The 23,540-nt window shown below is 53.2% G+C and carries 17 protein-coding genes; 12 read left to right on the forward strand and 5 right to left on the reverse strand.

Annotation, left to right across the window (positions count from 1 at the left end):
- Window positions 1-37: 37 nt before the first annotated feature.
- On the reverse strand, window positions 38-2,008 hold the full coding sequence (locus tag KV190_RS00910; protein WP_460194176.1) for an NAD(P)H-quinone oxidoreductase subunit 5: 1,971 nt from the start codon (window positions 2,006-2,008) through the stop codon (window positions 38-40).
- Between the two features lie 253 nt (window positions 2,009-2,261).
- Between KV190_RS00910 and KV190_RS00915 the strand changes: the two genes are divergently transcribed.
- From KV190_RS00915 to KV190_RS00940, 6 genes are all read left to right on the forward strand, one after another.
- Complete coding sequence (locus tag KV190_RS00915) at window positions 2,262-2,981, forward strand: lipid-binding SYLF domain-containing protein (protein WP_460194177.1); 720 nt, start codon at window positions 2,262-2,264, stop codon at window positions 2,979-2,981.
- A 54-nt stretch (window positions 2,982-3,035) separates the two neighbouring features.
- A complete protein-coding gene (locus tag KV190_RS00920) occupies window positions 3,036-3,383 on the forward strand; it encodes a YbaB/EbfC family nucleoid-associated protein (protein ID WP_206200739.1) in 348 nt (115 codons plus the stop codon).
- Between the two features lie 18 nt (window positions 3,384-3,401).
- Window positions 3,402-4,031 carry a response regulator gene (locus KV190_RS00925; protein ID WP_302677081.1) on the forward strand — a complete coding sequence of 210 codons (630 nt, stop codon included), beginning with the start codon at window positions 3,402-3,404 and terminating at the stop codon, window positions 4,029-4,031.
- 69 nt (window positions 4,032-4,100) lie between these two features.
- Window positions 4,101-6,728 carry an FHA domain-containing protein gene (locus tag KV190_RS00930; protein ID WP_460194178.1) on the forward strand — a complete coding sequence of 876 codons (2,628 nt, stop codon included), beginning with the start codon at window positions 4,101-4,103 and terminating at the stop codon, window positions 6,726-6,728.
- 263 nt (window positions 6,729-6,991) lie between these two features.
- On the forward strand, window positions 6,992-7,999 hold the full coding sequence (locus KV190_RS00935) for a WD40 repeat domain-containing protein (protein ID WP_460194179.1): 1,008 nt from the start codon (window positions 6,992-6,994) through the stop codon (window positions 7,997-7,999).
- Window positions 8,000-8,048: 49 nt separating this feature from the next.
- Window positions 8,049-8,567: a DUF4330 domain-containing protein gene (locus KV190_RS00940; RefSeq protein WP_460194180.1), complete on the forward strand. Its 519-nt coding sequence runs from the start codon at window positions 8,049-8,051 to the stop codon at window positions 8,565-8,567.
- On the opposite strand, the gene KV190_RS00945 is transcribed toward KV190_RS00940, so the two are convergent.
- Window positions 8,554-8,952: a RidA family protein gene (locus tag KV190_RS00945; RefSeq protein ID WP_460195192.1), complete on the reverse strand. Its 399-nt coding sequence runs from the start codon at window positions 8,950-8,952 to the stop codon at window positions 8,554-8,556. The genes KV190_RS00940 and KV190_RS00945 overlap by 14 nt on opposite strands.
- 413 nt (window positions 8,953-9,365) lie before the next feature.
- Between KV190_RS00945 and psaA the strand changes: the two genes are divergently transcribed.
- The 4 genes from psaA to KV190_RS00965 all read left to right on the forward strand — a co-directional run bounded on the left by psaA (window position 9,366) and on the right by KV190_RS00965 (window position 16,216).
- Entirely contained in the window at window positions 9,366-11,573 is a 2,208-nt protein-coding gene (psaA, locus tag KV190_RS00950) for a photosystem I core protein PsaA (RefSeq protein ID WP_399371030.1), read from the forward strand.
- A gap of 23 nt (window positions 11,574-11,596) precedes the next feature.
- Window positions 11,597-13,822 carry a photosystem I core protein PsaB gene (gene psaB / locus KV190_RS00955; RefSeq protein WP_460194181.1) on the forward strand — a complete coding sequence of 742 codons (2,226 nt, stop codon included), beginning with the start codon at window positions 11,597-11,599 and terminating at the stop codon, window positions 13,820-13,822.
- A gap of 84 nt (window positions 13,823-13,906) precedes the next feature.
- A complete protein-coding gene (locus KV190_RS00960) occupies window positions 13,907-14,383 on the forward strand; it encodes a hypothetical protein (protein ID WP_460194182.1) in 477 nt (158 codons plus the stop codon).
- 177 nt (window positions 14,384-14,560) lie between these two features.
- Window positions 14,561-16,216, forward strand: coding sequence for a mechanosensitive ion channel (locus tag KV190_RS00965; protein ID WP_460194183.1), 1,656 nt, complete (start codon window positions 14,561-14,563; stop codon window positions 16,214-16,216).
- Between the two features lie 100 nt (window positions 16,217-16,316).
- On the opposite strand, the gene ftsH2 is transcribed toward KV190_RS00965, so the two are convergent.
- From ftsH2 to KV190_RS00980, 3 genes are all read right to left on the reverse strand, one after another.
- A complete protein-coding gene (ftsH2, locus tag KV190_RS00970; protein WP_460194184.1) occupies window positions 16,317-18,212 on the reverse strand; it encodes an ATP-dependent zinc metalloprotease FtsH2 in 1,896 nt (631 codons plus the stop codon).
- 62 nt (window positions 18,213-18,274) lie between these two features.
- Window positions 18,275-20,686, reverse strand: a complete 2,412-nt coding sequence (recG, locus tag KV190_RS00975; protein WP_460194186.1) for an ATP-dependent DNA helicase RecG — start codon at window positions 20,684-20,686, stop codon at window positions 18,275-18,277.
- A gap of 15 nt (window positions 20,687-20,701) precedes the next feature.
- Window positions 20,702-21,550: a hypothetical protein gene (locus tag KV190_RS00980; protein ID WP_460194187.1), complete on the reverse strand. Its 849-nt coding sequence runs from the start codon at window positions 21,548-21,550 to the stop codon at window positions 20,702-20,704.
- A 148-nt stretch (window positions 21,551-21,698) separates the two neighbouring features.
- Between KV190_RS00980 and KV190_RS00985 the strand changes: the two genes are divergently transcribed.
- The gene (locus KV190_RS00985; RefSeq protein WP_460194188.1) at window positions 21,699-22,514 is read left to right on the forward strand and encodes an undecaprenyl-diphosphate phosphatase; all 816 of its coding nucleotides are present in this window, start codon (window positions 21,699-21,701) and stop codon (window positions 22,512-22,514) included.
- A 221-nt stretch (window positions 22,515-22,735) separates the two neighbouring features.
- Window positions 22,736-23,521, forward strand: a complete 786-nt coding sequence (locus KV190_RS00990; RefSeq protein ID WP_460194189.1) for an RNA polymerase sigma factor SigF — start codon at window positions 22,736-22,738, stop codon at window positions 23,519-23,521.
- Window positions 23,522-23,540: the final 19 nt, after the last annotated feature.

Here is a 23,540-nt window from a genome sequence, read left to right on the forward strand (position 1 = left end):
TACTCCTCCAGCAGTTGGGAAAGAACCATGACCGGGGTTAGGCTTGCACCGAGAAGATGACAAATCCCAACACCGCCAGCAGCACAATTAGGGCGTAGAATTGGGCACGGCCATTTTGGAAGTATTTCAGCCCTTCACCGGTGACCATCGTGACAAAGCCCGTGAGGTTGACCACCCCATCCACCACGTTGTAGTCCACTTCCAAGACCTGACGCGCCAAGCGACGACAGCCTTTGATGAAGACCGCTTCATAGAGTTCATCGAAATACCACTTATGCAGTGAGAACTGGTACAGCGGTTGAATGGCTTTGGCGATCGCCTGCGGACTGGGAGTGCCCTTGAGATACATCAGGGAGGCCAAGGTAATGCCAATCAGGCCAATGCCCACAGAGCTACCGCCAAGGATGAGGAACTCCGTCAAATCCACCGCGTGCTCCGCCACCATCTCCTCACCGGGAGCATGGATAAAGGCTTCAAAGAGATTGTTGAAGGGGGTGCCGACAAAGCCAATCAACGTCGAGGGAATCGCTAGCACCACCAAGGGCAACGTCATTGTCCAAGGAGATTCATGGGGTTCAGCAGCATGGTGGGCATCGTGATCATGGTGCTCCTGTAACTCGGGGGGCACATTACGGAACTTGCCCTCAAAGGTCATGAAGTACATGCGGAACATATAAAAAGCGGTTAAGCCAGCCGTGAGCCACGTCAGCAGCCACATTGCCGGGTTGGCATGAAAAACCGCCCCTAAAATTTCATCCTTTGACCAAAAGCCAGCAAAGGGAGGCACGCCAGAAATGGCCAAGCACCCCACTAGAAAGGTTGCCCCCGTAATGGGCATATACTTGCGCAGCCCCCCCATGTAGCGCATATCTTGAGCCAAGTCTGGGTTATGGCCAACCACCCCTTCCATGCCGTGAATCACTGACCCCGATCCCAGGAAGAGCATTGCTTTGAAGTAGGCATGGGTCATCAGGTGAAAAAGGCCGGCACTGTAGGCACCCACGCCCATCCCCATGACCATGTAGCCCAGTTGGGAAATGGTTGAATAGGCCAAGCTCTTTTTGATGTCGTTTTGGGTGATGGCAATGGTTGCCCCCATAAATGCCGTAAAAGCCCCCGTCCAAGCAATGATCGTCATGACTTGGGGCAATTGCTCAAACACAGGGAACATCCGCGCAATCAGAAAAACCCCGGCTGCCACCATGGTTGCCGCGTGAATCAGAGCAGAAATGGGGGTCGGACCTTCCATCGCATCCGGCAGCCACACATGCAGGGGAAACTGGGCAGATTTGGCCACAGGACCGAGAAAGACCAAAATGGCAAGAATGGCGGCAAGACCAGGGGAAAGTAGCCCGGTATTGACCAGTTCCGTCAGGCGATCGCCCATGCCGCCAAAGTCAAAGGTACCCGTCGCCCAAAATAGCCCCACCATGCCCAACAAAAGGCCAAAATCACCGACACGGTTGGTAACAAACGCCTTCTGTGCTGCTTCCGCCGCGCTTTTGCGGTCATACCAGAAGCCAATCAGCAGGTAGGAGCACATCCCCACCAATTCCCAAAAGATATAGACCTGCACCAAGTTGGGACTGACGACCAACCCCAGCATCGAGGAGCCAAACAGGCTGAGATAGGCAAAAAAGCGAACATAGCCCGGGTCATGAGCCATGTAGCCATCGCTGTAGAGCATGACTAAAAAGGCCACCGTTGTGACGATGACCAACATCAATGCCGCTAAGGGGTCAATCACGTATCCCATGGCAATGTGGAGATTGCCCGCCGCTGCCCATTCAATCATTTGCGTATAGGGGGCGTGGCCTTGGACTTGACTCCAGAAGAGGCTCAGGGAATGCACCATGGCGATCGCCATCAACGCCATGATGAAAATGGCACTGGGTCGCCGCAGTTTCGACGTGGTCTCTGAAAAGGCAATCAAGCCAAAGCCAACAATTAGCGCTCCCAAGAGGGGTAAAACGGGAATCAGCCAAGCGTATTGATACAGGGGTTCCATGCGTGCCACCTAACTTTCCATGAGAGCTGCCTGCCTAGAAAACCAAATAGGTATGAATCGCTAGTGTAGGCAAAACCCTCTACATTCTGCCATATCCCTTTTAGCAAGGGACGAGGGCTACCAGTTACAGAAAATTAAAAAAACGGATTTTCTTTAGCTTTGCCGCCATTAAATGGGGATGATTGATGATGGAACAAGCCAGAAAGGTTCACCCGTCTAACGATACATTGATGCACCAATGAGGGAGATCGCGATGGAATTGCGTTTTGTAATGGGACGTTTATACCGAGTGGGGGCTGTCATGGGGGGGGCGATCGCCTTGGTTGTCATCCCCCATACCACCCTTGCCCAAAATGCCCCTGATTCGCGCATGGTGCAACGGGTGGAGAACGCCACATTTGTCCTTGGCGAGTTTACATTTAACAACAACAATCGCATTCCCCCAACAATTGTTCAGCGTGCCCAAGGCATTGCCATCATTCCCAGCGTGGTTCAAGCTGGCTTTATCTTTGGTGGCCGGCGGGGTGCTGGCATTCTCCTTGTGCGCAATGAAAATAACGAATGGAGTAAGCCCGCCTTTATCACAATGACCGGTGGGAGCTTTGGCCTGCAAATTGGTGCCCAATCCACGGATGTGGTGCTGGCCTTCATGGATAAATCCGTCGTCATGCGCAGCTTGGCGCAGTCGTTTCGCTTAGGGGGTAATGTCTCTGTTGCCGCAGGCCCTGTGGGTGGTGAAGTCGTCAGTCCTACAGACCCGAGTCCCCAAGTCTTTTCCTACACACGCAGTGCGGGTCTCTTTGCTGGTGTTGCCCTTGAGGGCGCCAATATTAGTTTTGACCGTAGTGCCAGTACCCGCTTTTATGGCCGGTCTAACCTGACCCCCACGCAAATTTTTGAGAATTCACCGCCCTTGCCCTCACCCCCTGTCCTCAACGGTCTCTACAATGCCCTTGCCCGTGCAGCTCGCTAATCAAGACAGTGATAAGATAGCAGTCAATAGTCCGCACTGTATAGAAGGAACACTATGGCACAGGGACAGGGTTTTGGCTTCGGTCTTGGCAAAATGAAGGAGCTGGCCGCAGCCATCCAAAAAGCGCAGCAAGTTCAAGAAGGCGCCAAGAAGCTGCAAGAAGACCTTGAAAAAATGGACATCGAGGGTCAAGCAGCGGGCGGTGCCGTCAAAGTGATTATGAGTGGTACCCAAGAACCCCGCCGCGTCGAAATCAGCCCAGATCTCCTGAGTGAAGGGGCTGAAGTGCTCTCTGATTTGGTGACCGCCGCCATGCGCGATGCCTACCAAAAATCCACCGCCACCATGCGGGAACGGATGGAAGAGTTAACGGGTGGCTTGAACGTTCCGGGTCTCGGTTAATGCACTTCCCCGCCCACCATGGCACCCAAGCTGCGGCTCCTGATTGTTGAAGATGATCCAATGATGCAACTGGGGCTAGGACAAGCCCTAGGAGAGCAGTTTGCTGTGGTGGGTTATGCCGAAGATGGCTATGGCGCCATTGATATGACACGGCAGTTGCAGCCGCAAGTGGTCATTATGGACATTGGCCTACCAAGGCTAGACGGGATTGCCGCCACCCAACGGCTGAAGCGAGAATTTCCAGACATTCATGTGGTGATGCTCACCTCCCACCAATCGGCTCTTGAGGCCGTTGCTGCCCTTTCTAGTGGTGCCGATGCCTACTGTATCAAGGGGGAAACCGTTGAGCGATTACTGATGGCGATCGCTGCTGCCCAAGAGGGAGCGACCTACCTTGATCCCCAGATTGCCCGCCATGTGATCCAGCACCTACATCCGCCCCAACCGACAATGGACTATCACCTTTCGCAGCGGGAACTGGATGTCCTGAAGCTGATGGTCGAAGGTTATAGTAACCCTGAAATTGCCAGTAAGCTGTTTCTCAGCCCAAACACGATCAAGACCCATGTGCGCGGCATTTTGAACAAGTTGGCAGTGGATGACCGTGTGCAGGCGGCGGTTGTTGCACTTCGTAACGGTTTGGTCTAGGCCTTCCACAAGACTGAAGGGCACTTGTTATCGTGAAGGGGAACCGTCGGTGTGTCGAGCCTGTGTCCCATGGCATCCCATAGTAATGAGGCAACGGTTTTAGCCTCGGATCAAGAATCATCCCCTTTTCTGCAAATTAGTACGCCCGCTTCCGTCGAGGAGTTTCCGCTCCTGCAACCAATGGTACGGGTAGGGCGATCGCCCCACAATGAGATTGTGATTTCCTATCCAACCATTTCGCGGCATCACTTTGAAATTGTTAAGACGGACACCGGCTATCGCATCCGTGACTTGGACAGTAAGCTTGGTCTGGTCTATGGCGATCGCCCCATCAAGGAAAAAGACCTCAAGGACGGGGATACCTTCTACATCGGTGCCAACGTCAAGATTACCTTCCGTGAAGGCCAAGCTCAGTTTCTGCAAAAAGCCATTAGCTTTCAGGGCAAGACCGTCCTACGGATTGGTCGGGGTGAGGACAATGACATCCAAATAGATCACCCCCAAGTCTCGCGCCACCATGCCAAGATTGAACGTCAAGGCACCTCCATTGTCATTACAGACCTCAACTCCTCCAACGGTGTCTTTTGCAACGGCAAGCGCCTCACTAAACCCCATGCCCTACGAATTGGTGACAAAATTCGCATCGGCCCCTATCTGCTGCAAATCAATGTTGATGAAACGATCACCGTTGATAATGAAACGGGCAGTATTCGCCTGGATGCCTTTGGCCTAGAGAAAGTCGTCAAAGGGAATAAAAAGCTCCTCCACGATGTCTCCCTATCCATTTTGCCCCGTGAATTTGTGGTCATTGCCGGTGTGAGTGGGTGTGGTAAATCCACCCTATTGCGGGCGCTGACGGGATTTAACCCGGCCACCAGTGGCACGGTTCTGGTGAATGGCAACGATCTCTACCACAACTTTGATGCCTACCGCTCTCAGTTTGCCTATGTGCCTCAGGAAGACATCGTCCACAAGGAACTCACTGTTGAGGAAGCCCTCGACTTTGCCGCCCAATTGCGGATGCCCGCTGACATCACACCCACTGAACGCCACAGCCGCGTGGAAGAGGTGATGCAGATTTTGGGTTTGAGCCAACGGCGGGATGTACCAATCAAAAATCTCAGTGGTGGTCAACTAAAACGGGTCTCCATTGGTGTTGAGTTAATTACCAAACCCAGTTTGTTCTTTCTCGATGAGGCCACTTCAGGTCTGGATCCGGGTACCGAGGCAGATGTCATGACCCTATTGCGGCGCTTAGCCAATGGTGGCTGCACGGTTGTGCTGATTACCCACGTCACAGAAAATATTAAGCTATGTAATTTGGTCTTGTTTCTCGCCGCTGGCGGTCGCATTGCCTATTTTGGCCCCCCCAATGAAGCTCCTGACTACTTTGGGGTCAAGTCCTTTAATGACATTTATCCCTTGGTTGAGCGCGAACGTAGCCCTGAGGAATGGCAGCAGTTATATTTGCAGTCGAAGCAGTACAAGACCTACGTTCTCGATCGCCAGAAGTCAGTGGTTTGCCACTTGGATCAGGGACGCACCCCAGATGCCCAAGGTAAACGTGCCAGCAAAATTCCCCAGTACCACCCTGTCTCAGCCTTACGGCAGTACCTAATCTTGCTACAACGGGAAGCGGCGGTTTTGCTGCGCGATCGCGTCAGTTTAATTTTGAATTTCTCGATCCCTTTCTTTATTGGTTTACTGGACTTAATTGTTTGGGATCGCCACCTCTTTGATATTCGCAAGGGGGATGCCGCCTCAGCGATTACGATGCTCTTTGCCACCGCCTTGGTAGCAGTGATGGTGGGTAATTTAACCACAATGCGCGAAATCGCCAAGGAACGAGAGATTTACCGCCGCGAACACCTCGTGGGGCTGAAAATTGGTGCCTATGTCTTTTCTAAGACAACGGTGGCGCTATTGCTGGCACTGTATCAGGCCTCGGCCTTTCTCCTGTTCAAAAACATTGCCATTGATTTTCCCGGCGATAGCCTTACCCAATTGCAGTTATGGCTGACGATGTTCTTGGCCTCCTTCAGTGGCATGATGATGGGGCTATTGGTGTCGGCATTGTCACCCAATACGGCGATCGCCCCCCTGTTGTTAATTCTCTTTATTATTCCCCAAGTCACATTTGGGGGCGGGATTATTGCCCCCTCCCAGATGAATCCCATTGGCCAAGTCATGAATGTCTTTACCTTAACCAAGTGGCCCTTTGAAGCCTTTGTCACGATTACAAAAGTGGGCAAGGATGTAGCCTTGGATCCCTGCTGGACGAAACCCAATGAAACCCATCCCCCCGAAAGCTGTCGTTGCACGGGTGCCCAACTCTTTAAGACCTGCTACTTCCCGGGGGTTCGTGGCTACTACACCCCAGCCCTTGATGAGGCCGAACCGCAAAAGCCCACGGAACCAGCAACGCCAGCCACCCCAGCCGCCTTTGCCACTTTCCAAGAGGAGATGGCCAACTACAAGGATGATCTGGAGATTTGGCAGGAACAGTATTCTAACTGGATGCTGAAGCGGGAAAAAGCCATTGGCCAAGCGGAAGGCATTATTGACCGGCTCTACGGCATTTATGGTGAGATCTTTGACGTGAATGTGGTGGGGCACTGGCTGATCATTAGCTTGTTTATTGTCCTCATGTTTGCCATGATTGTCGGCATTCAGATCTATTTCGACACCCTCCACTAGGGGCGTGACAACAATTGGCTTTAGCCCGCCGCAAGCTGCTACAGTTTTAACCTAAGCAGTTAGGCGCTTTCTAATTTGCTAAAGTTGAGTTGTTTCCACGTCCATAAATCGGAGACGTGCAAACTGTGTACAAAGTATCTGGGACTCACGGCAGTCCCAGTAGTTGGGGTCATGGCTCCCCCCATTGGGTTAAGCCCAATGTAGCTCAGTGTTGTTACACACTGAGAAGCTGCTGTCCCTTTAGGACGTGCGGAGAGTCACTGGTGAATTCCCTCATCCCGTTAGGACAAACCCAACTTCAAGAGTATGTCACCGCCTTGGCGTGGGGCGATCGCCATCTGTTGGCCGCTTCAGCCGCAGGAGAGGTATATCACATTGATCCAGAGATGGGTGAGCAGCTCATCCTGCAAACAGCGACCGATCAAAGCTTAACCATCCTCGCAGTGGCGAGCGATCGCCAGTGGTGGGCAGCGGCGGGAGAGCAGGGACGGGTACTCGTTGGTTCCTTAGCTGACGCTGAGAATCTTCAGGTGCTCCACTACGGTTCCCACTGGATTGATCAACTGGCTTGGCATCCCACATTGCCTTGGGTTGCCTTTAGTCTTGGTCACTACGTCCAGATTTGGGATGCGGCTCAAGCCGATGTCATTGCCACCCTTGATTTTGCGGCCTCGTCAGTGCTCGCTTTGGCTTGGCAACCTACGGGTGACGCTTTGGCCGTTGCCGGTTATGGCGGTGTACGGGTGTGGTCGGCTGAAGATTGGGATGCCGATCCCCAAGAATTGGGGTTTATGTCTGCGGCAGTGGGCGTCGCTTGGTCCGCCACAGGGGACTATTTCGCGGCCAGCAACATGGATCACACCCTTTTTGTCTGGCGTTGGGGCGATCAGTATCCGTGGCAAATGCAGGGCTTTCCCGGTAAAGTTCGGAATCTTCACTGGTTAGAAACCGCGAACCAAGCCCCCCAACTCCTGAGCAGTTCCCAAGAGGGGATTATCCTCTGGCGCCTCAGCGAGGACGAAAGTGGCTGGCAACCCCAAGTGCTCGATCTGCACCGCGGCACTGTGCGCGCCCTCTCTATTCATCCCCAAGGTCAAGGCTTCGTGTCCAGCGGTGATGAGGGATGGCTGTGTTATTGGCAGCAAACTCAACCGCAGGAGTTACTGCAAGGTGCCCAAGAATACTTCACAACGATTGCTTGGCACCCCAAGGGAGCGTATTTAGCCGCCGGCGGCACCCAAGGGGAACTCTGGGTTTGGCAAGCCAATTAAAGAGTACCTGCATGGTAGGATGTTGCTGCGGGTTTAAGCTAGAGTGCCGATGAAACTCATTGATCGCTATGGCCGTCTTTTTGGCAAGCTGAGTCTTTTAGACCTTGGGGCAGGGGTTGTGCTCCTGTGTGTCTTGGCGGGCTTATTCCTCCTGCCGGGGCGATCGGGCACCTCATTGGCACAAATGACCGCTGCCCAACCCATTGAAGTCGATGTTCTCGTTCTGGGTCTGAGTACCCCTACTCCCCAAGACCTGATTCCCAAGGGCAGTACGGCCAACTTTATTATTCGCAACCAGCCCTACGGCCAAATCACTGTGAAAAATGTCCAGGTACTGCCGCGCACAGTTACTGTTTCTCAGCCCGATGGGTCGGTTAAAGCGCTGCCAGATCCCCGCCCAGAGATGGCCTATAGTAGCAACTTACTCCTAACCCTCGAAGGCCGAGGCCAAATCACTAACAATGGGCCTGTGCTGGGGAATACTGGCATCAAGGTAGGGACGCCCGTAGAATTAGAGGGCAAAGAGTATAACTTTCGTGCTTCAGTGATTGCCGTTAGACCGTTGTAGGACAGTAGGCAATGCAGTCAATTTCAACCTTGACCCCCTTCGGCAGTCGCGATACCTCCACACAGGCACGGGCAGGTGCCGTCTCAGCATCCATGTACTGAGCATAAATTTCATTCATGGCGGCGAAGTCATTGAGGTCTGCAAGATACACGGTTGTCTTCACCACCTGTGACCAATCGCTGCCAGCGGCCTTAAGGACAGCACTGAGATTATCCATGACTTGGCGGGTTTGCTCCTTGACATCTTCGCCACCAACAATCTCACCCGTTTTTGGATCAAGAGCAATTTGCCCTGCAAGAAAGACCCATTCCCCTTGCCGCACGGCTTGGCTATAGGGGCCAACGGGCATAGGCGCATCAGTGGTATAAATAATCACTTTTGTCATAAAACTTAAAACAATTACGTCGAGGGCGCGATCGCCCCAAACGCTCATTCTACAGGGGATTGAGCCACATCTACCTGTGTTAAATCAATGGATATGATAGCCCATATATTATGCATTTATACCCCCATAATCATGTCAAGAATTCAAGCATCTTAAATAATGTTAATTATCGGCAAAGTCTGTACTCCCCTTCTATAATGCTGAATTGAGCATTCGCCTCCTGAACGGGCTTTATCGTTCCATTCTGGGTCTTTAGATTCACGATTCTTCACAATCATTGATCTAAAGATCTTTCTATATTGCCGAGGTGAATGCCCTCGTTCCTTCCTTGCCTAAGAGAGAGGAGAGACTCGATGACCATCAGTCCACCGGAGCGAGAGCCAAAGGTCAGAGTCGTGGTTGACAATGACCCGGTGCCCACATCGTTTGAAAAATGGGCAAAACCCGGGCATTTTGACCGCACCTTGGCCAGAGGACCCCAAACCACCACATGGATTTGGAACCTCCACGCTCTTGCCCACGATTTTGATACACACACGAGCGACCTTGAAGATATTTCCCGCAAGATCTTCAGTGCACACTTCGGCCATCTGGCTGTGGTGTTCATCTGGCTGAGTGGGATGTACTTCCACGGTGCAAAATTCTCAAACTATGAGGCTTGGCTGGCCGATCCCACCGGTATCAAGCCCAGTGCTCAAGTGGTCTGGCCCATTGTGGGTCAAGGCATTCTCAATGGTGATGTCGGCGGTGGTTTCCACGGCATCCAAATCACCTCGGGGCTATTCCAACTGTGGCGTGCCTCTGGGATCACCAATGAGTTCCAGCTTTACTGCACCGCAATCGGTGGCTTGGTCATGGCTGGCTTAATGCTCTTTGCAGGCTGGTTCCACTATCACAAGCGCGCTCCTAAGCTGGAATGGTTCCAAAACGTGGAATCCATGCTCAACCACCACCTTGCCGGGTTGCTTGGCTTGGGGTCTTTGGCTTGGGCAGGTCACCAGATCCACGTTTCGCTACCCATCAACAAGCTCTTGGATGCAGGGGTTGCTGCTAAGGATATTCCCTTGCCCCACGAGTTTATCCTTAACCCCAGCTTGATGGCCGAGCTATATCCCAAAGTGGATTGGGGCTTCTTTAGTGGCGTCATTCCCTTCTTCACCTTTAATTGGGCTGCCTACTCGGATTTCCTGACCTTTAACGGTGGCTTGAACCCTGTTACCGGTGGCCTGTGGCTGTCGGATACGGCTCACCATCACGTGGCGATCGCCGTCCTTTTCATCATTGCGGGTCACATGTACCGCACTAACTGGGGGATCGGCCACAGCCTCAAAGAGATTCTTGAAGCCCACAAAGGTCCCTTCACCGGTGCCGGCCACAAAGGTCTCTACGAAGTGCTGACCACCTCTTGGCATGCCCAACTGGCCATCAACCTAGCCATGATGGGGTCGCTGAGCATTATTGTGGCGCAGCACATGTATGCAATGCCCCCCTATCCTTACTTGGCCACCGACTATCCCACCCAACTGTCGCTGTTTACCCACCACATGTGGATTGGCGGCTTCCTGATTGTTGGTGGTGCGGCCCACGGTGCCATTTTCATGGTGCGTGACTACGATCCGGCAATGAATCAAAACAACGTTCTGGATCGGGTACTGCGCCATCGCGATGCCATCATTTCTCACCTGAACTGGGTGTGCATCTTTTTGGGCTTCCACAGCTTCGGCCTGTACGTCCACAACGACACGATGCGCGCCTTTGGTCGTCCCCAAGATATGTTCTCGGATACGGGGATTCAACTTCAGCCCGTGTTTGCCCAATGGGTACAACACCTGCACACCCTAGCCCCCGGTGGCACTGCTCCCAATGCAGCAGCGACCGCTAGTGTTGCCTTTGGTGGCGATGTGGTTGCTGTCGGTGGCAAAGTCGCCATGATGCCCATTGTGCTGGGAACTGCCGACTTCATGGTGCACCATATTCACGCTTTCACGATCCACGTGACAGTGCTAATTCTGCTGAAGGGCGTGCTCTTTGCTCGCAGCTCTCGCCTCATTCCCGATAAAGCCAACTTGGGCTTCCGCTTCCCCTGCGATGGTCCCGGTCGTGGCGGTACCTGCCAAGTTTCCGGTTGGGATCACGTCTTCTTGGGTCTGTTCTGGATGTACAACTGCATCTCCGTTGTGATTTTCCACTTCAGTTGGAAGATGCAGTCGGATGTCTGGGGTACTGTTGCTCCCGATGGCACGGTATCTCACATCACGGGCGGTAACTTTGCCCAAAGTGCCATCACCATCAATGGCTGGCTACGGGACTTCCTGTGGGCACAAGCTTCTCAGGTGATTGGCTCCTATGGTTCAGCCCTATCCGCCTATGGTTTGTTGTTCTTGGGTGCTCACTTCATTTGGGCCTTCAGCCTCATGTTCCTCTTCAGTGGTCGTGGCTACTGGCAAGAGCTGATTGAGTCCATTGTTTGGGCCCACAACAAGCTGAAAGTTGCACCGGCTATTCAGCCCCGTGCCCTGAGCATTATTCAAGGCCGTGCCGTCGGTGTAGCCCATTACCTCCTAGGGGGGATTGCCACGACTTGGGCATTCTTCCTAGCTCGGATTATTTCTGTAGGATAGGGGCGAGGAGGATATAACCAACTATGGCAACTAAATTTCCGAAGTTTAGCCAAGACCTCGCACAGGATCCGACCACACGCCGGATTTGGTACGCCATCGCCATGGCTCACGACTTTGAAAGCCACGATGGCATGACCGAGGAAAATCTTTACCAGAAGATTTTTGCCTCCCACTTTGGGCATCTGGCCATCATCTTCCTGTGGGTGTCTGGTAGCCTATTCCACGTTGCGTGGCAGGGGAACTTTGAGCAATGGATTCAAGACCCTGTCAACACCCGTCCCATCGCCCATGCGATCTGGGATCCTCAATTTGGCAAAGCCGCAGTGGATGCCTTCACCCAAGCGGGGGCTTCTAACCCTGTGGACATTGCCTACTCCGGTGTCTATCACTGGTGGTACACCATCGGTATGCGCACCAACGGTGACCTCTACCAAGGTGCCATCTTCCTGCTGATTCTGGCTTCGCTGGCTCTCTTTGCTGGCTGGCTGCACCTACAACCCAAATTCCGTCCGAGCCTCTCTTGGTTCAAAAATGCCGAATCGCGGTTGAACCACCACTTGGCCGGTCTGTTTGGCGTTAGCTCCTTGGCTTGGGCCGGTCACCTGATTCACGTGGCCATTCCCGAGTCCCGTGGTCAGCACGTGGGCTGGGATAACTTCCTGAGCACCATGCCCCACCCCGCTGGTCTAGCGCCCTTCTTTACGGGCAACTGGGGTGTCTATGCCCAAAACCCTGACACGGCTAGCCACGTCTTTGGCACGGCACAGGGTGCTGGAACGGCGATTCTGACCTTCTTGGGTGGTTTCCATCCCCAAACGGAGTCCCTGTGGCTCACGGATATGGCACACCACCACCTTGCGATCGCCGTTCTCTTTATTGTGGCGGGTCACATGTACCGCACCCAGTTTGGGATTGGCCACAGCATTAAAGAGATGATGGATGCCAAGGACTTCTTTGGCACGAAGGTGGAAGGTCCCTTCAACATGCCTCACCAAGGCATCTATGAAACCTACAACAACTCGCTGCACTTCCAGTTGGGTTGGCACTTGGCCTGCTTGGGCGTGATCACCTCCTTGGTGGCACAGCACATGTACTCGCTGCCGCCCTATGCCTTCATTGCCCAAGACCACACCACAATGGCTGCCCTCTATACCCATCACCAGTACATTGCTGGCTTCTTGATGGTGGGTGCTTTTGCCCATGGTGCCATCTTCTTGGTGCGGGACTATGATCCAGCCCAAAACAAAGGCAACGTGTTGGATCGGGTGCTGCAACACAAAGAGGCGATTATTTCCCACCTAAGCTGGGTGTCCCTCTTCTTGGGCTTCCACACGTTGGGTCTCTATGTCCACAACGATGTCGTGGTGGCCTTTGGTACCCCTGAGAAGCAAATCCTCATTGAGCCAGTGTTTGCTCAGTTCATTCAAGCGGCTCATGGCAAACTGCTCTATGGCTTTGATACGCTGCTGTCGAACCCCGATAGCATTGCTAGCACAGCTTGGCCTAACTACGGCAATGTCTGGCTACCCGGCTGGCTCGATGCCATCAACAGTGGCACCAACTCTCTGTTCTTGACAATTGGCCCCGGTGACTTCTTGGTGCACCACGCCATTGCCTTGGGTCTGCACACCACCACCTTGATTTTGGTCAAAGGTGCGTTGGATGCCCGTGGCTCCAAACTGATGCCAGATAAGAAAGACTTCGGCTATGCCTTCCCCTGCGATGGCCCCGGCCGTGGCGGTACCTGCGATATTTCTGCATGGGATGCCTTCTATCTGGCCATGTTCTGGATGCTGAACACCATTGGCTGGGTTACCTTCTACTGGCACTGGAAACACCTTGGTGTCTGGGAAGGCAATGTGGCTCAGTTCAACGAAAACTCCACCTACCTCATGGGTTGGCTGCGGGATTACCTCTGGTTGAACTCCTCCCAGCTCATCAATGGCTACAACCCCTTCGGTACCAATAACCTGTCGGTGTGGGCATGGATGTTCCTCTTTGGTCACCTTGTGTGGGCAACGGGCTTCATGTTCCTGATTAGCTGGCGTGGTTACTGGCAAGAGCTGATTGAGACCTTGGTGTGGGCGCATGAGCGCACTCCCTTGGCCAACTTGGTGCGCTGGAAAGACAAGCCGGTGGCGCTGTCGATTGTTCAAGCCCGTTTGGTGGGCTTGGCACACTTCAGCGTTGGCTATATCTTGACCTACGCGGCCTTCCTGATTGCCTCAACCGCGTCTAAATTCGGTTGATCGAGTTGAGATAACCTTCGTTCAGTCCCCTACCCTCGTGGTGGGGGATTTTTTATACTTGTCGTTCAAACGTTCTCGTTGCCTATGATTTTCAAAAGTGCTCTTGTTGCTCTGGGGTTTGGTGTACTGGCAGTATTTCCAGCGGCGATCGCTCGAGCGAACTGTAACGCAGTCATTTCTGAAATTCAGCAAAGTATGACTTCACGCCTTGGGGTTGTGGTCGATCGCGTGGAAATTCGTCCCGTTACTGAGCGCACAAATCCCTTTAGAGACCGCAATAAATGGTTGATTTTCGCCTTAGCCCACAATACCCCTCGCCGTAAAAGAGCTGCTGAGCAACTCCTTAGAAGCGTTGATTTACGCCAAATTTATGCCCAACGAATTACTGATCACTGTGTCAATGTGGCGATCGTGAGCTTTGGACTGGCAGCAACGGGGATGATGGTCTCAGTTTATCGGATGCCCAATGGCACTGTTCGTGAGGCTGTCTATGTTGATCCGCCTGACAGGGGGGATCCGAATCGGACTCTCCCTTGGGGATATCAACACTGCTGCCTCTAGTCGCGTAGCCCATCTTTTAGCAAAGGATGCTATTGTGCCAAAAGTTAGCAATTTGTGACACATCTTAATATCCTAGAAACTTAAAAATTATTTTCATTAATATCACTCTATGCCTCAGGTATAGTGAGACTGCATCTTGCTGCTGATTTGCTTTGATCTTGACTGAGGATAGTCGTGATGCAGGATCAACTCGTCTTTTTTATATCGCTTTACACGAATGATATTGGCTGGTCATTCGCACAATTGATTATTCAAGAACCCTCCCCGATCGCCAGCCCAAATCAAGCAACGCCAACCTTTGACCTCAACAACTTAGGTGCAGTCTTAGCTCAGGTGGTTATTGCCGTTGTTCTGTTGATCATCGGCTGGATTATTGCCACTGTTTTGGCGAAAGTGACGCAATCCCTCCTCAAGCGGACACGGTTTGATGAACGGTTGGCTCAATTTTTGGGGGGTGAGGACTCTCTCCGTGGTCTATCCATGACAAGAATCCTAGCGGGGGTGGTCTTTTGGGTCATCTTTTTGCTGGCAGTGGTGGCCTTTTTGGATGCTCTGCGGCTGACAACGGTTTCCCAGCCCCTCAATGCCTTTCTCAATCAAGTTTTTAGTTTTCTACCAAAACTGGGGGCGGCTATCTTGCTGGCGGCGGTGGCTTGGGTTGTGGCCACACTGGCAAAAATCATGGTCGTACAGTCTGCCCGCTCTCTGAATTTGGATCGGCCACTGCTACAGGAATCTCCTGAGGAAAGTTCCCAAGAGGCTGCACCGCCGATTCTCGTCAGTGAAATGCTGGGGAATGCCCTTTACTGGTTTGTCTTTCTCTTTTTCTTGCCCTTAATTTTGGGGGTACTCGACCTCCAAGGCCCACTTCAGCCAGTGCAAAATCTTCTCAACGATATTTTGGGGGCACTGCCTTTTGTCCTGAAGGCGGGGATTATTGCGGTTGTCGGTTGGTTTATTGCTCGTATTGTGCGCGGACTGGTCATCAACTTGATGACGGCCATGGGCATACAGCGCATCGGTCAGCGCTTAGGGATTGGGCAAACGAGTTTAGGCCAGTCTCTGGCAACGGTCATCGGTACGATTGTCTATGTTTTGATTTTGATTCCGACGGCGATCGCCAGCCTTGATGCGTTGCAAATTATGGCGATCACAGAACCCGCCACGGCAATGCTGAATCAAGTGCTGACTGCTCTACCGCAGATTTTTACGGCGGTGATTATCTTGATTTTGGCCTACGTGATTGGTCGCTTTGTGGCTGAGGCCGTGCAGAGCTTTCTGCAAACGATTGGCTTTGATCAGGTATTGGTTTGGCTGGGAATTGAACCTGCCCCTGCGGTGGAACCCCAAGACAGTCCCGCTGGCGAGCGTCGCTGGCGGCAACCTTCCGAAGTGATGGGAATCATTGTTTTGGTGGGGATTATCCTCTTTGGGGCGATCGCGGCGGTGGGGGTACTGAATATCCCTGCTCTAAGTGCCTTTGTGAGTGCCCTTGTGGTCATTCTCGGTCGAGTCCTCGTCGGTATCCTGATCTTGGCAGTGGGTCTATACTTTGCCAACTTGGCGTTTCGGATTCTGGCCAGTTCGGGAACGGCTCAAGCCCGTTTTCTAGCCCAAGCGGCACGGATTGCGATTATGACCTTTGTGGGCGCTATGGCGCTGCAACACATGGGCATTGCCGCTAGTATTGTCAATCTGGCCTTTGGTTTGCTCTTTGGCTCAATTGCGGTGGCGATCGCCCTTGCCTTTGGCTTGGGATGTCGCGCGATCGCGGCGGCTCAGGTGGAAGAGTGGATTGCCTTGCTCAGGGGCAAAAATTCTCAATCAGAATAGGGCGTTGAATGCTTCGGTGTAACCTCACTCTGGGGCGCCGAAGCCAATAAAAAATCCCCCAGCGCTAACTGAGGGATGGCAGCTACACAGACATCTTTCCCTAAAGTTGGGGCACAAAGCGCTCTTTATCGGGAACTACGGTGTATTCGGCAACGATCTGGCGGAACTCTTCACCATCAATGGTTTCTTTTTCCACGAGGAGATCCACTAAGCGGTCAATGACCACGCGATTTTCGCGGATGATCTTGATGGCCAGTTCGTAGCTGTGCTGCACCAATTCGCGCACTTGGGCATCAATGCGAGCGGCAATTTCCTCGGAGTATTCAGTTCGAGACACCAAATCGCGCCCCAAGAACACTTCGCCGTTTTGGGTTTCTAAAGACAGTGGCCCAAGGTCAGACATACCAAAGCGGGTCACCATCTGCCGTGCCATCGCCGTTACCTGTTGCAGGTCATTGCCCGCGCCGGTCGTGACTTCAGCATCACCAAAGACAACGTATTCAGCCGCCCGACCCCCAAGGGCACCGGCCATCCGCGCCATGAGTTGCGATCGCGAGATCAGTCCCGAATCCTCTGAGGGCATGAACCAAGTCAGACCACGGGCTTGACCACGGGGCACTAATGTTACTTTTTGTACGGGATCGTGATCCTTGAGCAGCGTACCGACAATGGCATGACCCACTTCGTGGTAGGCGATGAGGCGTTTGCTCTTGCCGTCAATCAGCGGTGTGCCCTCCATACCAGCGACAACCCGGTCCACGGCATCGTCAATTTCCAGCATGGTGATCGCAGGCTTGCGACGACGCGCCGTAAGAATCGCCGCTTCATTGAGCAGGTTGGCTAAATCAGCACCGGTAAAGCCAGGGGTACGGCGAGCAATGGCTTCCAAGGAGACTTCGGGCGCCAGTTTTTTGTTGCGGGCGTGCACTTTGAGAATTGCCAAACGACCCTTAATGTCAGGGGCATCAACAATCACTTGACGGTCAAAGCGACCGGGACGCAACAGCGCCGCATCAAGGACATCGGGACGGTTCGTGGCAGCAATAATAATGATGCCAGTATTGCCCTCAAAGCCATCCATTTCCGTGAGCAGTTGGTTGAGGGTTTGCTCCCGCTCATCATTGCCACCGCCAATCCCCGCACCCCGTTGGCGACCCACGGCATCAATTTCATCAATAAAGATCAAGCAGGGGGCATTTTCTTTGGCTTTGCGGAAGAGATCACGGACGCGGGAAGCACCGACGCCAACAAACATCTCGACAAATTCTGAACCCGAGATGGAGAAGAAGGGTACGCCTGCCTCACCCGCGATCGCCTTGGCCAGCATCGTTTTCCCCGTACCGGGGGGGCCCACTAGTAGCACCCCTTTGGGAATGCGAGCACCCACCGCTGTAAATTTCTCGGGCTTCTTCAGGAAGGTAACCACCTCTTGCAGTTCTTCCTTGGCTTCATCGACACCGGCAACATCGTCAAACATGACACCGGTTTTGGCCTCCATTTGGAAGCGGGCGCGAGACTTACCAAAGTTCATCGCTTGGCCTGGTCCTCCGGGCACGTTGCTGGAGCGTCGGAAGAGGAAAAAGAGTCCCCCCAAAAGCAAGACAGGGAAGAGTAAATTACCCAAAAGCCCCCACAGGGCACCATCATTGCGAGCGGGATGGACATCAATTTCTACGTGCTGCTCCCGCAGTTTACTAATGACTTCTGGAGCCGTCCCCGGCATATCTACCCGTACCCGCAGGGGGCGACCGTTAATCAGTTCCGGATCAGAAACATCCACAATGGCGGTGCGACCATTATCGAAAATGTCCACTTTACTAATGCGACCCGCATCTAAATAGTTGAGGAATCGCCCATAGCTCATGCGTGTACTGGCGGTATTCAGCGGCGGCTGACTTTGATTGAGCATAAAGTTGCTCGCCCCCTGCCAGAGGAGAACCCCCATGAGCAGTAGGGGGATTGACCAAAGGAGAACAGTTTTCCAAGAGACTTTCATTGGCGGCGCTTTTTATCAGGTTCTTAACTAAATTTAACATATCCCTCCCAAAGGGGGAGGTATTAGTTCATCATGCCCTCAAGCAGGCGATCAGCTCCGCTGCGCCCTAGGCGATCGCGCCGTTGCTGGAGAACTGCTTGCAGCAGAGGATAGCCCCGTAACTCAGGATCCTGTGCGATCAGTTCACTGGCCGCCGATCGCGCTGCCTCTAGGCAATCTTGATCTTCAACAAGACTAGCGAGGGCAAAGTCCGGTAATCCCGATTGCCGCGTCCCCAGCACCTCCCCCGGACCGCGCAGCCGCAGATCCATCTCCGCAATAAAGAAGCCATCTTGGGACTGCGCCAGCACATTTAGCCGTTGCTTGGCAGCATCATTGCGAGAACTATTGAGGAGCAGACAATAGGACTGTTGGGCACCCCGCCCCACCCGCCCCCGCAGTTGATGGAGTTGGGATAGGCCAAAGCGTTCAGCATGTTCAATGAGCATCACCGTGGCATTGGGGACATCCACCCCCACCTCAACCACCGTGGTAGCCACAAGAATATCCAATTCCCCCTTAGCAAAGGCTTGAATCGTCGCATCCTTGTCACTAGATGCCATGCGACCGTGGAGCAGCCCGACCCGAAAATTGGGAAAAATCTCCGTTTGTAATCGCTCGTGCTCGGCAATGGCGGACTTCAGATCCAGTTTTTCCGATTCCTCAACCAAAGGCAGAACAATGTAGGCCTGACGCCCTTGGGCCACTTCGCGGCGGATTAAATCGTAGGCATGGGGGCGATCGCCCCGTCCCAAGACGGTTGTTTGAATCGGCTGCCGACCGGGGGGCAATTCATCAATTTGACTCACATCCAAATCCCCATGGAGGGTCAACGCAAGGGTACGGGGAATCGGTGTCGCCGTCATGGTCAGCACATGGGGCAGGAGTCCTTTAGCTTGCAGCTTTGCCCGTTGCGCCACCCCAAAGCGGTGCTGTTCATCAATCACGACTAGACCGAGCCGCTGAAACGTCACCCCCTCTTGGATCAGGGCATGGGTGCCCACCAGCACCGGCAATTCCCCCGTTGCCAATTGATCCAGAATCTGGCGGCGCTTGGCCGTGCGGATGGATCCTGTGAGCAGTTCCACCGGCACATGGAGGGGGGTGAGCCATTCAAAGAGCTTGCGATAGTGCTGCTCTGCCAGCACCTCTGTGGGTGCCATGAGTGCCCCTTGATAGCCAGACTGCACTGCCGCCAATAGGGCAATCACTGCAACAACGGTTTTCCCTGACCCCACATCCCCTTGGACAAGGCGATTCATGGGAATCGGGCGCTCTAAATCCGCCAAAATTTCTGCCACCACCCGTTGCTGCGCCCCTGTGAGTTGAAAGGGCAGCCGTTGGTAAAACTGCTCAATCAGTTCCCCTTGGGGGTTGAGGGGGGCACTGGCCTGCTGTTGCTGCTGTCGCCGCCGTTGGAGTAACCCCAGTTGCAGGTAAAAGAATTCATCAAAAATCAGCCGCCGCCGTGCCAGACTCAGTTGCGTTTGATCTGGCGGAAAGTGAATGTGACGCAGCGCCGTATCTAGGGGAATCAGTTGGTGACGTTGACGTAGTCCCTGCGGTAGGGGATCAGGATAGCCCTGCACCAATGGCAGAACGAGATCAACCGCACGGCGAATCACATCGGGAGAGACCCCCTCCGTTAGGGGATAGACCGGCACAATACGGCCAATCGTGAGGGAGTCTATTTCTGCCCCAGCATGATCCAGCACTTCCAACTGCGGATCCTCAAGGGTGAGGCCATACTTTGTCAGTTTTACGAGGCCAGAGGCAGCCACAATTGTCTGTGGGGCATAGATGCGTTTTTGCTGCTCTTGCCATCCCCGTTGGGCATAGCGGGCACCGGCATAGAAGCGACTCAGGCGAATTTGCCCTGTGCGATCTTGAAGAACAATTTCTAAGATCGTCAGCTTGGCATTGCGGGGACTGGTAAAACAGTTGCAACGGCGGACTTTACCCACAAGGGTGACGGTCTCCCCAGCTTGGAGTTGCCGAATCGGGACTTGGCGGGCATAGTCAATGTGATCGCGGGGGAAGTAGTAAATGAGATCCGCAACCGTATAAAGCCCGAGTTTTTCCAGTTTCGCTGCAGTGCGCTCGCCAATCCCATTCACTGTTTTGAGCGCTTGATCGAGGGGACGGGGGCGCGGGGGAGGACTCGTGAGTTGTTTGTGGACATCGTGGAGCAGTTGGCGCGTTTTCACCACGAGGTGTTGTCGTTGGCTGGGGGACAGATCGTTGTAGTGGGCGTAGGCTGCCGCCGTTTCCTGCCAGCGATCGCGCACCTGAAGGGGGAGTTGTTGCAGCGGGGCTTGCGTTAATGCTGCGTGTAAATACTCATTAAACCGATAGGTATTGCCCTGAAGGTTGCAAAAACCCCGCTCTGTTTCAATGGCAAGGGCGCGTTGTAGGCGTGGCCAGTCAAGGGACACAGCAGGCCTCCTTACCTATTGCTCACCATCCATTGCTTCGGGGATACTGGCGGTCGCGTCTGCGGCCTCATTGGCTTTCCACGTTTGCCACCATGCCCGACTGGCCTTGAGAACCAGGTATTGCCGCTGTTTTTTAAGCAGTTGCTTCTGGAGGGTGGCCAGACGCGCTTCCAGTTGGCGGATTTGACTGCGCTGATTGCCGAGGGGGGGGTGCTGAAACTCCAGTTCCTCAAGTTGCAGGTAAATGGCTGCCATGGGGTGATGACTGGAAGATTCCCTTGGGGATTCACTGGGGTCTCGCTCCTCTTCGCCCTCCTCTTGTAGTTTCTGCTCATCCACCATCATCGTCAATAAATGGGGAATCCGCCCAAGGGGACGATTTTCCGCCTTACTAGCAATCTCTAAAATGACTGCGATTGGGGCAGGCGGTAAGATAGCCGCCCGTTGCAGCAGATGGTTAATCTTGAGCGAACTTTGATACAGGACTTGGCTCAATTGCTCCGATAGGGAGGGGGGTTCCTGTTCCTTGGTTGCGTCTTCTTCCCCATTCACCGCCTCTTGCCTTGAAGTCGAGTCTTCTTGGCGACGGGGTTGTAGGCCTACAATAGCGGTTTCCAAGGCGATCGCCAGTTCAACAATCTGACGCTGAAGTTCCTGCCGCTCTGGATCCTCAAGGGTCAAAAATTGCTCTGGAAAGACTTGGGTACACACCTGATAGCTGACGGTGATCAACTGCTGACGGGCAATGGGGGCAAGCATCTCCAGATAGACATCATAAAGCTGACGCATTTCCGCCAACGCGGCCAATAGCATCCCCTGTAACCCTAAAATTTCGCGCTCAACGGCTTCTAAGTTACCCGACATACACGCCTAAACTGGCAAAACGGCAAAACAGTGCTGCTGCGTTTAGAGGACTGTTTCTACAATCTATTACAAAATCTTGGTGAGGATAGCCTGTTCACCGACTCATGGCAAGATGGTGAGGTCGCAACGGTGAGGCAAAAACGTGAATATGATTCTCTGGTTGCAAGCGGTTATCCTCGGCTTAGTGCAAGGCATTACAGAGTTTTTACCCATTAGCAGTACCGCTCACCTGATTCTCTTTAGTGACCTCTTGGGGTGGAAAAGTGTCTGGCACAAAACTGCCTTGGATGCGATGCAGTTTGGTAGTGTGATCGCAGTTTTTGGCTATTTCTGGCAGGATATTCGCCAAATTGCCCAAGGGGCTTGGCAGGCATGGCAACAGCGGGATTGGCAACGGGAAGAATGGAAACTGTTGGTTGGGATCACGGTGGGCACGATTCCCGCACTAGCGGCAGGGCTCCTTCTGAAATGGGCCAAAGTCGAGTTGGATCGGCCTCAGATCATTGCCACAATGGCGATCGCCATGGCGATTCTTTTGGGACTCGCAGAAAAATGGGGTTCCCGTAAACGCACCTATCAAGACATTGGCATTTTAGATGGCTTCTTAGTCGGTTGTGGCCAGATGATTGCCCTGCTGCCGGGTGCTTCGCGTTCAGGCTCCACGCTAACGACAGCTTTATTTTTAGGGCTGGCGAGGCAAACAGCGGCGCGCTTTTCTTTTCTGTTGGGCATTCCCACACTGACGATCGCCACCCTTGTCCAAGCCAAAGATGTTTTTGATGAGGGGACGCTGTTTATTCCCCTTGTGATTGCCACACTCTCAAGTATGGTTTTTTCCTATTTGGCGATCGCTTGGCTGCTGCGATTCCTGCAACGCCATTCCACGTGGGTCTTTATCTGGTATCGCATTGGCTTGGGAACTGCATTGTGGGGCGCGATCGCCCTCGGTAGTCTGCGAACCTAAGGAACAACATTTAGCAAAATTTAACCTAACCTGTGGTCGAGATCACAGGGAAACTACGGATGCCTTGCCATACTAGATGTGGAATCGTAAGAATAGGCGATTTCATAGCCGCAGTTTATATCTAGTTCAGTTATCTATTTAAGTTGTTGTTCGATAGCTAAAGAAAACTGTATGATGTACTCATTTTGAAGCTGTGGGGGATTTAAGGTACTGTGTGTTCTATGTTCAGCACGACAGCCAATACTGACCTCAAGCATTCCACCCTCTCGCTGTTGCAGGCATACCAAGACAACCCTGCACGTGAATTGCGGAATCGCCTTGTCGAGTTGAACATGGGACTGGTACGCAAGGAAGCCCATCGCTGGGTACAGTGCACCCAAGAAAGCTTTGACGACCTGATGCAAGTGGGCACCCTTGGCCTCATTCACGCCATTGAACGCTTTGATCCAAGTAAGGGAGTGGCCTTTAGTTCCTTTGCCATTCCCTACATTCGCGGTGAGATTCAACACTACCTGCGGGATAAAAGTCCGCAAATTCGCGTCCCCCGCCGTTGGCAAACGTTGCAAAGCCAAGGAAAGCGGGTGATTCAAGAACTCCGCCAACAACTGCATCGCCCCCCCACCGATAGCGAAATTGCCCAAGCTCTCGATGTCCCCCTTGAAGAATGGCAAGCGGCAAAATTTGCCAACTACCACACCACCCCTGTCAGCCTAGATGCCCCCACCTTTGAGGGTGAGGAAGATGCCGTTTCCCTCGGTGACATCGTGCCCGATCAACGGTACCAAAGTTTTCAACTCGCCCAAGAAGATCGTATTCGTTTGCAGCAGTGTCTGCAAAAGCTAGAAGCCCGCACCTGTCAGATTCTAGAATTTGTCTTTTTGCACGATTTGAGTCAAAAAGAAACCGCTGAACTCTTGGGGCTAAGTGCGGTCACAGTTTCTCGCCAGATTAAAAAAGGCCTCCAAGCCCTACAACGGATGATGAGTCACGACGACGCTGAATCCTGAAAACGCATAAAATATATCC

Source organism: Thermosynechococcus sp. FA-CM-4201 (genome assembly GCF_054689355.1).